We start from the raw sequence: 13,144 nt of genomic DNA, 5'->3' as shown, positions 1-13,144 counted from the left end.
CCGCCCGTGACGTCAGTTGGTGTCTGCGGCGAGGGTCACGGAGGCCGACGCGGGCTTGGTGCCTCGGCGGTACTCCACGGCGACTGTCGCGCCGGGAGCGTACTTGCGGACCAGGGCGATCAGGTCGGTCCCGTCCTCCAGCACGTGGCCGTCGATCTTGGTGAGCACGTCGCCGCTCTTCAGGCCGGCCGACGCCGCCGGACCGGCCGGCTCGACGCTGCGCAGCCGGGCGCCGCCGGCGGTCTCCCCGGTCACCACTTCGGCGCCGATGACCGTACGCCGGGCCTTGCCGGTGTCGATGATGTCCTGCGCCACGCGTTTCGCCTGGTTGATCGGGATCGCGAAGGCGAGGCCGATGTTGCCCGCCTCGGTGTCGGTGCCGCCGACCGAGCGGATCACCGAGTTCACCCCGACCACCTGGCCGGCCGCGTTGACCAGCGGGCCGCCGGAGTTGCCCTGGTTCACCGCGGCGTCGGTCTGGATCGCCGCGTAGTACCGCGTGGCGCCGCCCGCCTCGCCCGCCTCGATCGGCCGGTCCAGCGCGCTCACGATGCCGGAGGTCACCGTGTTCACCAGGGCCAGCGGGGAGCCGAAGGCGAGCACCGGGTCGCCGACGGCGATCGCGTCGGAGTCGCCGAGGGAGACCGGGGAGAGCCCGGACTTTGCGACTTTGATCACTGCGATGTCCGATTCCGGATCCCGGCCGACCACCTCGGCCGAGGCCGTGGTGCCGTCGCTGAAGGCGACCGACATGGTGTCGTTCGCCCCCTCCACCACGTGGTCGTTGGTGATCACGTAGCCGTCCTCGGAGACGACGAAACCGGAGCCGATCGCGCCTGTCACGCGGACCGTCACGACGCTCGGCAGCACCCGCTCGGCCACGCCGGCGAGGCTTTCCGGCGCCCGCTGCATCGACTCGGGAACCGGCTGCGCGTTGGCGCCGATCTGCGTGCCGCCGTTGCTCCCATAGCCGCCGCGGACCGCGAAGACGAAGCCGAGCGTTCCGCCGAGACCACCCGCCAGCAACGCGGTGACCAGGCAGATCGCGAGAATCGGGCCGAGTGAGCGGCGCGGCGCGTCGGGGTCCGGAACGACCTCCGGCTGCGGGACCTCGCCGACCGGCTGAGTGCCGACGTGCACCGCCGCCGGCGCGTAGGGGTCACGCCATGGGTCGGCCGCCGCGTCGGACCACCACGGCGAGGCGGGATCGGGTGCCCCCGGGGCAGCAGACCCCGATGGCCGGCGCCAGTTCCAGCCGTCGGTCACGTCGGTGCCTCCACTCTCAGTCCGCCCGGCGCAGCACTCCCAGGATGACACGGAATCCCCGGGTACCACCTTCCCACCGATCGCGCTGCCGAGCGCCATGGGCGGTTTATCCATCGACGGCGCGGTGCATCACCCGTGATGCTCGCTCTAGTCTTCTATCCGATGTGCGTGGCCGGACCACGCGCGTCACCACTGCTCGTCCGGAGGTTCGTCATCATCGGTCCCGCTCGTTCATTCGGTCAGCCGGCGCCGCAATCAACGCCGTTCGCCGAGACATACGCCACCGAGGACCCGGTCCAGCAGACCGCGCGGGCCCTGGCCCACGAGCTCGGACTGCCGTGCGTCTCGCCCGGCGCGGGCTCCGTGCTGCGCCTCCTGGCTGCCGCGGGCAGCGCCAAGGCGGTCGTCGAGATCGGCACGGGTACGGGGGTGAGCGGCGTCTGGCTCCTGCGGGGGATGCGCCCCGACGGGGTCCTGACCACCATCGACGTCGAGCACGAGCACCAGCGGATCGCCCGGCGGGTCTTCCAGGAGGCCGGCTTCGCACCGGGTCGCACCCGGATCATCAGCGGGCGCGCGCTGGACGTGCTGCCCCGGCTCGCCGACGGCGCCTACGACCTGATCTTCGTGGACGCCGACACCACCGAGTTCGCCGCCTGCACCGAGGCCGCGCTGCGGCTGCTGCGCCCGGGCGGGGTGCTGATCGTGAACGGCGCCCACGCGAACGGCCGGATCAGCGACCCGGCCGCCCGTGACGTCGACACCCTGACCATCCGCGAGACGGTGAAGGCGATCCGGGAGTCCGAGGACTGGATCCCGGCGGTGATCCCCTCAGGCGCCGGCCTGCTAACCGCCGTGAAGCGGGGCTGACTGAGGAGCTGACGGGCCTCGCTCCGCTCGGCGGGCGCAGTGCCACCCGTTACGTGCGGGAAAGTCCCGAAAGGTACCGGAGCAGGGTTCGGGCGCCCCAGCCGGTGGCGCCCTTGGACAGGTCCGCGTCGTCGCTCTCCGACCAGCTCGGGGCGGACATGTCCAGGTGGGCCCAGCGGGTGTCGCCGAAGAACTCGCGCAGGAACAGGGCGGCCATCACCGAACCCGGGCCGCCCGGCGCGCTGACCCGGTCGGCGATGTCGCTGTGCAGGTTCTCCGCGTACTCCTCGGCCAGGGGCAGCCGCCACATCCGCTCCCCCGCCGCGGCGCCCGCCTCGGCCAGGGCCGCGGCCAGCTCGTCGTCCGGGCTGTAGAGCGCCGCCGTCCGCTTGCCGAGCGCGACGGCGTTCGCCCCGGTCAGGGTCGCCAGGTTGAGCACCAGGTCGGGCGCGAGCTGCTCGGCCGCGTACGCCAGGGCGTCCGCCAGCACGATCCGGCCCTCGGCATCGGAGTTCAGGTTCTCGCTCGTCGTGCCGTCGTAGTGGGTGATCACGTCACCGGGGCGGAACGCCGAGCCGCTGATCGCGTTCTCCGCGAGCGGGGTGAGCGCGGTGACCCGTACCGGAAGGTTCAGGTCGGCGGCGCCCAGCGTGGCTGCCACCACCGCGGCCGCACCGCCCATGTCCTTCTTCATCAGCTTCATGCCGTCGCGCGGCTTGATCGAGATGCCGCCGGTGTCGAACGTGATGCCCTTGCCGACCAGCACCACGTGGGTGGTCGCGCCCGGCGGGTTCCAGGCGAGCTCGACGAACCGGGGCGGCGACACCGAGCCGCCACCGACCGCGAGCAGGCCGCCGAACCGGGACAGCTCGTCTCCGGCCCGGACGGTCACGGTCATGCCCGGGCGCTCCGCGGCGGCCGCGACGATCTGCTCGGCGAACCACTCCGGGTTCTTCACCGACGACGGCGTGTTGGTCAGGTCCCGCGCCAGCCATGTGGCGGCGGCGGTGGTCTGCGCCCGGGTGAGGCCTTCCGCGTACCCCTGCGGGTTTGCCGCAACGATCCGCACCTCGCCGGACCGCGCCGGCTTCGGCGCGTCGCGATAGCGGTAGCCGCCCAGCCAGAGACCCTCGGCGAGGCCGCGCAGGGCGGCTTCGCCGGCGGTGGACGGCAGCAGCACCTCGAGCGCCTCGTCGTCCCCTGCGGCGCGGATCACCGCTGCGCCCGCGGCACGCCAGCCGGCCTCGTCGCCGTCGCCGGTCCCGGCGAGCAGGACCCGGGCCGGGCGGCTCAGCGGCCGGGGCAGCACGGTGACCCGGCCGGTCTCGCCGGCGTCGTCGGCCTGTTTGATCAGCGCGTGCACCTCGGCGTCGAGCTCACCGGCCGGCGACGGGCCGTCCGGGCCGATCGGGACGACCCGGGTGGCCGCATCGTCGGATGCCTCGGTCAAGCGGATTGCGAACACGGGAGGATGACCTTTCCGTAAGACGTGGAAAGCCCGCCGGTACGGGCGGTACCGTACCGGCGGGCTCGCGTGAAACGTCAGCCGGCGATCGACTTCAACGCGTCACCCAGCGCGTTGGCCTCGTCCGGAGTCATCTCAACGACGAGACGGCCACCACCCTCCAGCGGGACGCGCATGACGATGCCACGACCCTCCTTGGTGACCTCCAGCGGACCATCGCCCGTCCGCGGCTTCATCGCCGCCATCTTGTCTCCCCTCAGACCTACGTCAGGGTTGGTGGGTTGCCCCACAGCCAGTTGCTCCTGGAATGCCAGCAGCCACGTCACGTGCTCAGCCCCACGCGACGCGGTGCTCGTTTCCGATCGGCGGCCCGCTCAGGCCGTTTCACGTGTTCACGCGTTGCGGCCCACCGTGCCGATCAAACATTTTCCCTGATGAACACCGGCGAACCCAAACCCAGCCCAGGCGGATGTGACAGCGTCTAGCATATCGTCTTTTGGGCTGTCACAATGTGCGGTCATGCAGGCGCGGTCCGCACTCTTCGACCTGTACGGCGATTACCTGCGCGCCCGTGGCTCCCGGGCCCCGGTCGCGGCCCTCGTGCGGCTACTCGCTCCGCTCGACATCGCGGCTCCCGCGGTCCGTACAGCAGTGTCGCGAATGGTGCGACAAGGCTGGCTTCATCCGCTGCGTCTCGCGTCCGGACCGGGCTATCTGCTCACTCCGAAGGCGGCGCGGCGGCTGGACGACGCGGCCAGCCGGGTGTACCGAACCGGTCGTGGCGGCTGGGACGGCCGGTTCGACATGGTCCTCCTCCACGATCCACCACTGGCCCGCCGGGACGCGGCCCGGCTCTCCTATCTCGGCTACGGGCCGCTCAGCGACCAGGTCTGGGTCGCGGCGCGCGCCTCGGACGAGCTGGAGGCCGCGCTGGCCGAGGCCGGGGCGGGGTACGAGCGGTTCAGCGCGAGCCACACGTCCGGGTCGGATCTAGTGCGGCGAGCCTGGGATCTCGGGCAAATCGGACGGTCTTACGAGGAGTTCATGGCGTCGCTACAGCCCGTCGTCAAGGCGGTCACGGCACGTAGCTCCGATGAGGAGGCTTACGCGGCCCGGTTCCGGCTGGTGCACGCGTGGCGGTCGTTCCTCTTCCAGGACCCGCAGCTGCCGTCCGCGCTCCTGCCCCCGGGGTGGCCCGGGGTGCGCGCCGCCGGCTTCTTCGACAAACACGCCTCACGCTTGCGACCAGCCGCCGATCGCTACGTGGAACGTTGCCTGCACGCCGCGACGCGTGGTGGACGTATGGGATTCTCAGAGTCATGACTCGCACCCTCCTCCTCGACCGCACCGACGGCGTCGTCACGCTCACCCTGAACCGCCCCGAGTCGATGAACTCGTTCACCGTCGACCTGAAGGAGGCGTTGCGGGACACCCTCGCCCAGCTGGAGAGCGACAGGTCGGTCCGCGCGATCGTCCTCGCCGGCGCCGGCGCGGCGTTCTCCGGCGGCCAGGACCTCAAGGAGCACGCGGCGCTGCTGGAGGCCGGGTCGACCGACCTGAACACGGTTCAGGTGCACTACAACCCGATCGCCCAGCGCCTCGCGAACATGCCCAAGCCGGTCGTCGCGGCGGTCCGCGGCATGGCGGCCGGCGCCGGCGCGTCGCTCGCCCTGCTCGCCGACTTCCGGATCGGCGGGCCGTCGACCACGTTCCTGATGGCGTTCGCCAACGTCGGCCTCGCCGGCGACAGCGGCGTCTCCTGGTCGCTGCCGCGCATCGTCGGGCACGCCAAGGCCGTGGAGCTGCTGCTGCTCGCGCAGCCGGTGCGGGCCGAGGAAGCGGCCCGGATCGGGATGCTCACCCAACTCAAGGACGACGACGAGCAGGTGCTGCCGGCCGCTCAGGAGCTCGCCGCGCGGCTCGCGGCCGGTCCGACCGTGGCGTACGGCGCGATCAAGCGGGAGCTCTCCATCGGCGACGCCGGCACGCTCTCCGACGCCCTCGCGGCCGAGGCTCAGGCCCAGGCGATCTGCGGCGCCACCGAGGACCACCGGGAGGCGGTCAGCGCCTTCCTGAAGAAGCAGAAGCCGGTCTACAACGGCCGCTGAGGCCCTTTCCCGGCGGCTGCGGCCGCCGGGACGGGATCACTCCTCTTCCTCGTCCTCTTCCTCGGGGTCCTGGTTCGCCTCGACACCGAGCACGAACGCCTGCATCGCGAGCTCGTCGCCGGAGGGCCAGACATAGGTCGGCAGCTCCTGCGGCCCCAGCTCGGCGACGTTCGACCAGAACTGGCGCACCGCCTCGGCCGGGGTGACCGCCTCGATCGGCATCGCCACGCTGACCAGCCACGCCTTCTTGTCCGCCGGAGGCGTGAGCCGGCCGGAGAGCCGCCGGAACAGCTCCTCGCCGATCGCTGTCACCGGGCCGTCGGCGGCCAGCTCACCGGCCGGAACCGGCTCGTCGAACGCCCGCCGCAGGTAGCCGAGCACCAGGTCGCCGCTGCCCGCCTTCTCCACCCGGGCCAGCGCCACGACGTGGTCCTCGGCGACCAGCAGCACCTCGTCACCGGCTGCGGCCTCGGTCGGCCCGCTCGCCACCGTCACGACATCGTGCTGGAACAACCGCTCGGTCGCCCACTGCTCGTCCGGGATGATCACTGACCACTGCGCCATACGGTCCATCTCATCACGCGGCGTTTCAGGCAGTGAGCGGTGGGACCCAACAGCCGGTCAGATGGTCGTCCACCATGCCGGTGGCCTGCATCAACGCGTACGCGGTGGTGGGTCCGACGAACTTGAACCCCCGCTTCTTCAGGTCCTTGGCGAGCGCGGTGGACTCGGGTGTGACGGCCGGGACCTCGGCGCGGGTGGCCGGTCTGGGCCGGGCGGCGGGCGCGAACGACCAGAGCAGGGCGGAGAGACCGTCCGGCAGGTCGGCGGCGACCCTGGCGTTGTGCAGCGCGGCGTCGATCTTCATCCGGTTGCGGACGATGCCGGCGTCGGCCATCAGGCGTGTCGCGTCGGCCTCCGAGTACGCCGCCACCTTGGTGATCGAGAAGCCGTCGAAGGCGGCCCGGAACGCCGGACGCTTGCGCAGGATGGTGATCCAGGCCAGCCCGGACTGGAAGGCCTCCAGGGTGAGCCGCTCGAAGAGCGCGTCGTCACCGCGGAGCGGCCGGCCCCACTCGGTGTCGTGGTACGCCGCGTAGTCCGGTGTGCTGCCGCCCCAGAAGCACCGGGCCCGCCCGTCGTCGCCGACGATCAGGTCGGTCATGGGATGCGGCCCTGCTCGACGAGGCGGCCGAACTTCTTCAGCGCCCCGGTGAAACCGATCTTGGAGCCGGGCCAGAGCACCGGCCAGGCGATCTTCCCGACCGGGCCGGCCGGCAGGTGGAACCACTCGTGCAGCACCACCTGGGTCCGGTCGCCGGACATCGCGGTGCAGCGCATCGAGCCGGGGCCGCGCAGCACCTTGCCGCAGTGCACCACCCGCACCTCGTACGGCGCGTTCACCTTCACCACGCGCAGCTCGTCCCGGATCACCGCCGGGCCCAGCGCGGTGACCGCCTCGACCAGGCTGCCCTCGCCGCCGTCACCGTCGACCACCCGGACCCGGGTGAACGGGATCCACTCCGACTGTTTCTCCCAGTTCATGAACGCGGCGAAGACCCTGGGAGCGGGCGCGTTGACGATGACCGTGGCGGTGAACTCGCCGATGCCGGGTCTCGCCGCGCCGCCGAGACCGCCGGCTGGGCCTCCCTCCGGACCGGTCATCGGCTCTCCGCCGGCTCGTCGTCGGTCTTCTCCGCCGCCGCTCCGGCCTTCTCCGCGGTCGCTCCGGTCTTCTCCGCGGTCGCTCCGGCCTTCTCTGCTTCGGCCTCCGGCTCGGCCTTCCTGCCGTGCGGAGGCAGGCCGGCGACCTCGTCGATCGGGTCGTCGCTGCTGATCAGGTCGGTGTGCGGCGCGGACCCGGCGCCGGCCGCGAGCGCGGCGGGCGGCACCGGCGGAGCCGCGGAGGCCTCGCGGGCCCGGCGCAGCGCGTCGGCGTCCTCCATCCGGCCGTCGCGGAGCGCTGCCACCTCGGCTTCCAGCACGCCGATCAGCTCACCCTTGTAGCCGATGTCGTACGCCGCCCGCTGCAGTGCCTGGTCCACCTGGTTCATCCGGTAACCACGGAACACCGTGTCGAACCGGGTGCCCGCGATGTCGGACTCGCCGAGCGGCCGGTCGCTGGGCAGCGGCACCGCACGCCCGTCGGGCTCGACCGGAGTCAGCCCGGAGTCGCCCCCGCTCAGCAGAACCGTCACGCCGAAGACGATCGTCGCGACCACCAGCGCCACGACGATGAAGAGCAGAAGCTGACCCATGCGCACGATGTTGACATGTCGGCTTTCCGGTGGCGAGCCCGCCACCCGGTCGATGACGACCTCGGTCGTGCGGTGGAGGCTCAGGTCCAGGTCAGGATGCGCTTACGCCACGCGTAGAGGATGCCCAGCGCGAGCACGCCGACGAAGATGCCCATCTCGGCGATGGCGGCGCCACCGAACTCCGGGCGATCGAAGATCACCGCCCACGGAAAGAGAAATACGGCTTCAACCGCAAAAAGCACATACAGGTACGCGTAGACGTAGTACCGGATCTGAGCCTGCGCCCAGTCGCCGCCGACCGGATCGATGCCGCTCTCGTACGCGATCCGCTTGCCCAGCGGCTCGGCCGGATGCGCCGGCCGCAGCAACCGGTTCGCCCCGAACGCGGCCACGAACAGCAGCGCTCCGGCGGCGAGCATCAAACCGAGCGTGGCGTACGAACCGAGATATCCGTCCACGATCGGGGAGCCTAGCCGAACCGGGACCGCAAATTACGTGCCGCATGGTGGACATTGCTGGCTGGGACTTCGCCCGCACCGCTACCGTGGGCAACGGTTCGGGGCCGCTTCGTAAGGACCGGCGACGTAGTGTGGAACTGACGAGTGCGGGCCGGCTCATCGACAGACTTAAGCCGCCGGACCGCGTCCTATGGAGGTTGACCGTGGCCGCTCCCGCGAAGCGAGTCGAGCAGCTGGACCGTGTTGTGATCCGATTCGCCGGCGACTCCGGCGACGGAATGCAGCTCACCGGTGACCGTTTCACGTCGGAAACCGCTCAGCTCGGCAACGACATCTCGACCCTTCCCAACTTTCCCGCCGAGATCCGCGCGCCGGCCGGCACGCTTCCCGGCGTCTCCAGCTTTCAGGTCCACTTCGCCGACTACGACATCCTGACCCCCGGCGACGCGCCGAACGTGCTCGTCGCGATGAACCCGGCCGCGCTCAAGGCCAACCTCGCCGAGCTGCCGGCCGGCGCCGACATCATCGTGAACACCGACGAGTTCACCAAGCGGAACCTCGCGAAGGTGGGTTACCCGGTCAGTCCGCTCGAGGACGGGTCGCTCCGGGAGTACTCGGTGCACCCGGTCCCGCTCACCTCGATGACGGTCGGCGCCCTGGCCGAGTCCGGCGTCGCGAAGAAGGACGCCGAGCGCGCCAAGAACATGTTCGCGCTCGGCCTGCTGAGCTGGATGTACTCGCGACCGTTCGCGTCCACGCTGCGGTTCCTGGAGCGCAAGTTCGCGAAACGGCCGGATCTGGTCGCGGCGAACAAGACCGCCTTCCAGGCCGGCTGGAACTACGGCGAGACCACCGAGGCCTTCTCGGTGCGGTACGAGGTGAAACCGGCCCGGATGCGCCCCGGCACATACCGGAACATCACCGGTAACCAGGCGCTGGCTCTCGGCCTGGTGGCGTCCGCGGTGCGATCGAAACTTCCGCTCTTTCTCGGTGCCTATCCGATCACCCCGGCGTCGGACATCCTGCACGAGCTCTCCAAGCACAAGCGGTTCGGCGTCACCACCGTCCAGGCCGAGGACGAGATCGCCGCGATCGGGGCGGCGCTCGGCGCGTCCTACGGCGGGGCGCTCGGCGTGACCACCACGTCCGGCCCCGGTGTGGCGCTCAAGGGCGAGACCATCTCGCTCGCGATCGCCCTGGAGCTGCCGCTGGTGATCGTCGACGTGCAGCGGGCCGGCCCGTCCACCGGCATGCCCACCAAGACCGAGCAGGCCGACCTGAACATGGCCCTGTTCGGCCGGCACGGTGAGGCGCCGCTCGCGGTGATCGCCCCGAAATCGCCGTCGGACTGCTTCCACGCGGCCCTCGAAGCGGCCCGGATCGCGCTGACCTACCGCACCCCGGTCATCCTGCTCTCCGACAACTACGTGGCGAACGGGTCGGAGCCGTGGCTGCTGCCGGCCGTGGACGAGTTGCCGGACCTCTCGGTGGATTTCACCACGTCGCCCAATTCTCCGGAGGGGCGCTTCCTCCCGTACCTTCGCGATCCGGAGACTCTGGCCCGACCATGGGCGATCCCCGGCACGCCGGGACTCGAACACCGCATCGGCGGACTGGAGAAAGCCGACAAGACCGGCGACATCTCCTACGACCCGGCGAACCACGAGCACATGGTCCGCATCCGGCAGGCCCGCATCGACGCCATCGGAGTTCCGGACGTCGACGTCGACGATCCCGAGGAGAACGCGCGCGTCCTCGTCCTCGGGTGGGGTTCCACCTACGGACCCATCGGGGCCGCCTGCCGCGCGCTGCGCCAGCGCGGCCTGCCCGTCGCGCAAGCGCATCTGCGCCACCTCTCGCCGCTGCCGGCGAATCTCGGCGAAGTGCTTCGGGGGTACGACAGAGTCGTGGTCCCCGAGATGAACCTTGGTCAACTGGCCGCGGTGATCCGGTCGAAGTACCTGGTCGACGCCGTTGGGTTCAACCAGATCAACGGTCTTCCGTTCACCGCCGCCACCCTGGAGAGCATGCTGGAGGACGTGGTCAAGAATGGCTAGCCCGGTTGCTGTGACGCTGACCGCCAAGGACTTCAAGACCGACCAGGAGGTCCGCTGGTGCCCCGGCTGTGGCGACTACGCGATCCTCGCCGCCGTCCAGGGCTTCATGCCGGAACTCGGCATCCCCCGCGAGAACATCGTGTTCGTCTCCGGGATCGGCTGCTCGTCCCGCTTCCCGTACTACATGAACACCTACGGGATGCACTCCATCCACGGCCGCGCGCCGGCGATCGCGACAGGTCTCTCCACCTCCCGCCCGGACCTGAGCGTCTGGGTGGTCACCGGTGACGGGGACGCGCTCTCGATCGGCGGCAACCACCTGATCCACGCGCTGCGCCGTAACGTGAACCTCAAGATCCTGCTCTTCAACAACCGGATCTACGGGCTCACCAAGGGTCAGTACTCGCCGACCTCGGAAATCGGCAAGATCACCAAGTCGACCCCGGCCGGCTCGGCGGACTCGCCGTTCAACCCGCTCTCGCTCGCGCTCGGCGCCGAGGCCACGTTCGTGGCCCGCACCATCGACTCGGACCGCAAGCACCTGCAGTCGGTGCTGCGGGCCGCCGCCGAGCACGAGGGCTCCGCGTTCGTCGAGATCTACCAGAACTGCAACATCTTCAACGACGGGGCGTTCGACCTGGTCAAGGACGCGGGTACGCGTGACCAGCACCTGATCCGGCTGGAGCAGGGCCGGCCGATCACCTTCGGCGCGGACAACCAGTTCTCGGTCGTCCACCCGGAGGGCAGCTTCGGGCTGAAGGTCCAGGAGGGCGGCACGGCGATCGTCCACGACGCGACGGTCGACGACCCGGCGTACGCGTTCGCCCTGACCCGCCTCTCCGGGTCCGAGCTGACCACCACCCCGATCGGCGTCTTCCGGAACGTGCAGCGCCCGTCCTACGACGAGATCGTCCGTAAGCAGGTGCTGGACGCGCAGGCCCAGTCCACCGGCACTCCCGAGGAGATGTTCAACGACCTGCTCAACGCCGGCGACACCTGGACCATCGTCTAGACGGTGACTCCGCTGGCGACGCCCTCGTCGCTGCTCTAGACGGTGACTCCGCTGGTGACGCCCTCGTCGTCCCGGATGTAGACGAGCAGGTCGCCCGTCTCGATCGTGACGGCCTGCTCGCCGCCGAGCGGGAGCACCTTGCCGCGGCGGATCAGCGCCACCACCAGGGTGGGCAGCCGACGCGGGTTCTGGCCGACCTCGGCGCGCTCGGCGGAACGCATCGCCAGCGCCATCCCCTGGCCGGGGGTGAGCAGGTCCTCCACCACGTCGATCAGCGGCGGAGCGGTGGTGGTCAGGCCGAGCAGCCGGCCGGCCGTCGAGGACGAGACGATCACGTGGTGGGCGCCGCTCTGCTTGAGCAGGGCGGCGTTCTCCTGCTCGCGGACCGCCGCGATGATCCGGACCTGGCCGGCGGTCAGCTGCCGAACGGTCAGGGTGATCAGGACGGACGCCTCGTCGCGGTCGGTCGCGATGATGACCGACTTGCAGTTCTTCACGTCCGCGTCGTTCAGCACCGCCGAACGGGTCGCGTCGCCCTCGATCACGACGAACCCGCTCGCCTGCGCCTGCCGTACCCCGGCCTCGCGGTTCTCCACGATCACGATGCGGGACTTGTCGTAACCGGTCTCCAGCAGCGCGGCGACCGCGGCCCGGCCCTTCGTGCCGTAGCCGCAGATGATCACGTGGTCCTTCAACTTTCGCCTCCACCGGCTGACCCGAAGGCCCTTGCGGTACTGGTCGGTCAGCACCTCCAGCGTGGTGCCGACCAGGATGATCAGGAAGAGCACCCGGGCGGGCGTGATGAGCAGGACGTTCACCAGGCGGGCGCTCTGCGTCGCCGGAGTGATGTCGCCGTAGCCGGTGGTGGAGAGGGAGACCACGGCGTAGTAGAAGCAGTCGAGGAGGGTCAGACCGTCCTCGTTGACGTCACGGTAGCCCTCGCGGTCCGCATAGATCACGGCCACGGCGAGAAGAACCAGGGTGCACGCCATCGCGAGCCGGACGGCCAGGGCCCTCAACGGCCCCTGGCGGACCATCGGTAGATGAATCATGAAACCGCCCGCACGCCCTCACCCTAACGGTCAAGCTGGAGATCACACTCGTAGGACGTCATCGGAGGCCCGATGAGTTACCGAGCAGCTTCCCTTCTGGCCGCGGTGATCGTACTCACCGGTCAGCCGGCCGGCGCCACAACGGTCGACAAGGCGACGCTGTTGATGCGCTGGACACAGCCGACCGCGGCCAGCACGGCGGCGTGGAACGCGGCCCGGCTCGACCGGCAGGCGTGGGCGGCGTACGGCTTCGACTGGTCCACCGACAAGTGCAGTCACGCGCCGGAGAATCCGTTCGGCTTCAATTTCGGACTGGCCTGCCGTCACCACGACTTCGGGTACCGCAACTACCGGGCCGCCGGCACCCTCGGCGAGCACCGGGCCCGGCTCGACGAGGTGTTCCGCGCCGACCTGCGCCGCGAGTGCGACAGCCATCGGCTCGCCGCCCAGCCGCCGTGCAACGTCCTGGCCTTCACCTACTACGAGACGGTCCGCCTCTTCGGCGAGTAGCGCGACGCCTCCCCGCTGTCCGTCTCCCGAGCGCACCCGTTTCCTCCCGCCCCAGCGCACCCTGCCGCGCGTGCCCACGCCCTCCCGC

Annotated in this window: 15 protein-coding genes; 6 read left to right on the top strand and 9 right to left on the bottom strand. The window is 70.5% G+C overall.

Annotated features, from left to right (window positions below; translation table 11 throughout):
- Positions 1 to 12 precede the first annotated feature (12 nt).
- A complete protein-coding gene (locus AB0F72_RS16610; RefSeq protein ID WP_360431183.1) occupies positions 13 to 1,266 on the bottom strand; it encodes a trypsin-like peptidase domain-containing protein in 1,254 nt (417 codons plus the stop codon).
- A gap of 315 nt (positions 1,267 to 1,581) precedes the next feature.
- Between AB0F72_RS16610 and AB0F72_RS16605 the strand changes: the two genes are divergently transcribed.
- Positions 1,582 to 2,136 (top strand): O-methyltransferase, encoded by a 555-nt coding sequence (locus AB0F72_RS16605; protein WP_360431265.1) that lies wholly within the window; start codon positions 1,582 to 1,584, stop codon positions 2,134 to 2,136.
- Positions 2,137 to 2,185: 49 nt separating this feature from the next.
- Here the strand turns inward: AB0F72_RS16605 and AB0F72_RS16600 are convergent, their stop codons facing one another.
- Both AB0F72_RS16600 and AB0F72_RS16595 read right to left on the bottom strand, forming a co-directional pair.
- Positions 2,186 to 3,601, bottom strand: coding sequence for a leucyl aminopeptidase family protein (locus AB0F72_RS16600; protein ID WP_360431180.1), 1,416 nt, complete (start codon positions 3,599 to 3,601; stop codon positions 2,186 to 2,188).
- A gap of 77 nt (positions 3,602 to 3,678) precedes the next feature.
- A complete protein-coding gene (locus tag AB0F72_RS16595; protein WP_014447667.1) occupies positions 3,679 to 3,846 on the bottom strand; it encodes a DUF3117 domain-containing protein in 168 nt (55 codons plus the stop codon).
- Positions 3,847 to 4,120: 274 nt separating this feature from the next.
- Here AB0F72_RS16595 and AB0F72_RS16590 point away from each other — a divergent pair, with 274 nt between their 5' ends.
- Both AB0F72_RS16590 and AB0F72_RS16585 read left to right on the top strand, forming a co-directional pair.
- Entirely contained in the window at positions 4,121 to 4,924 is an 804-nt protein-coding gene (locus AB0F72_RS16590; RefSeq protein ID WP_360431178.1) for a PaaX family transcriptional regulator C-terminal domain-containing protein, read from the top strand.
- On the top strand, positions 4,921 to 5,709 hold the full coding sequence (locus AB0F72_RS16585) for an enoyl-CoA hydratase-related protein (protein WP_360431175.1): 789 nt from the start codon (positions 4,921 to 4,923) through the stop codon (positions 5,707 to 5,709). Before AB0F72_RS16590 ends, AB0F72_RS16585 begins: the two co-directional genes overlap by 4 nt.
- A 36-nt stretch (positions 5,710 to 5,745) precedes the next feature.
- On the opposite strand, the gene AB0F72_RS16580 is transcribed toward AB0F72_RS16585, so the two are convergent.
- The 5 genes from AB0F72_RS16580 to ndhC all read right to left on the bottom strand — a co-directional run bounded on the left by AB0F72_RS16580 (position 5,746) and on the right by ndhC (position 8,425).
- Entirely contained in the window at positions 5,746 to 6,273 is a 528-nt protein-coding gene (locus tag AB0F72_RS16580) for a hypothetical protein (protein WP_360431172.1), read from the bottom strand.
- 25 nt (positions 6,274 to 6,298) lie between these two features.
- A complete protein-coding gene (locus tag AB0F72_RS16575; RefSeq protein ID WP_360431169.1) occupies positions 6,299 to 6,874 on the bottom strand; it encodes a DNA-3-methyladenine glycosylase I in 576 nt (191 codons plus the stop codon).
- Positions 6,871 to 7,374: an SRPBCC family protein gene (locus AB0F72_RS16570; RefSeq protein ID WP_360431166.1), complete on the bottom strand. Its 504-nt coding sequence runs from the start codon at positions 7,372 to 7,374 to the stop codon at positions 6,871 to 6,873. The genes AB0F72_RS16575 and AB0F72_RS16570 overlap by 4 nt, the downstream gene beginning before the upstream one ends.
- Complete coding sequence (locus AB0F72_RS16565; protein ID WP_360431163.1) at positions 7,371 to 7,967, bottom strand: DivIVA domain-containing protein; 597 nt, start codon at positions 7,965 to 7,967, stop codon at positions 7,371 to 7,373. Before AB0F72_RS16565 ends, AB0F72_RS16570 begins: the two co-directional genes overlap by 4 nt.
- Before the next feature lie 80 nt (positions 7,968 to 8,047).
- The gene (gene ndhC / locus AB0F72_RS16560) at positions 8,048 to 8,425 is read right to left on the bottom strand and encodes an NADH-quinone oxidoreductase subunit A (protein WP_360431160.1); all 378 of its coding nucleotides are present in this window, start codon (positions 8,423 to 8,425) and stop codon (positions 8,048 to 8,050) included.
- Between the two features lie 203 nt (positions 8,426 to 8,628).
- On the opposite strand from ndhC, the gene AB0F72_RS16555 reads away from it, so the two are divergent.
- A complete protein-coding gene (locus AB0F72_RS16555) occupies positions 8,629 to 10,482 on the top strand; it encodes a 2-oxoacid:acceptor oxidoreductase subunit alpha (RefSeq protein ID WP_360431157.1) in 1,854 nt (617 codons plus the stop codon).
- Positions 10,475 to 11,494, top strand: coding sequence for a 2-oxoacid:ferredoxin oxidoreductase subunit beta (locus tag AB0F72_RS16550; protein WP_360431154.1), 1,020 nt, complete (start codon positions 10,475 to 10,477; stop codon positions 11,492 to 11,494). The genes AB0F72_RS16555 and AB0F72_RS16550 overlap by 8 nt, the downstream gene beginning before the upstream one ends.
- Before the next feature lie 35 nt (positions 11,495 to 11,529).
- On the opposite strand, the gene AB0F72_RS16545 is transcribed toward AB0F72_RS16550, so the two are convergent.
- Complete coding sequence (locus AB0F72_RS16545; protein WP_360431151.1) at positions 11,530 to 12,546, bottom strand: potassium channel family protein; 1,017 nt, start codon at positions 12,544 to 12,546, stop codon at positions 11,530 to 11,532.
- A 72-nt stretch (positions 12,547 to 12,618) separates the two neighbouring features.
- Between AB0F72_RS16545 and AB0F72_RS16540 the strand changes: the two genes are divergently transcribed.
- On the top strand, positions 12,619 to 13,056 hold the full coding sequence (locus AB0F72_RS16540) for a phospholipase (protein ID WP_360431149.1): 438 nt from the start codon (positions 12,619 to 12,621) through the stop codon (positions 13,054 to 13,056).
- The last annotated feature ends 88 nt before the right edge of the window (positions 13,057 to 13,144 follow it).

The organism is Actinoplanes sp. NPDC023936 (assembly GCF_040639325.1).
Taxonomy (GTDB): Bacteria; Actinomycetota; Actinomycetes; order Mycobacteriales; family Micromonosporaceae; genus Actinoplanes.
This window is presented reverse-complemented; position numbering and strand designations above follow the sequence as displayed.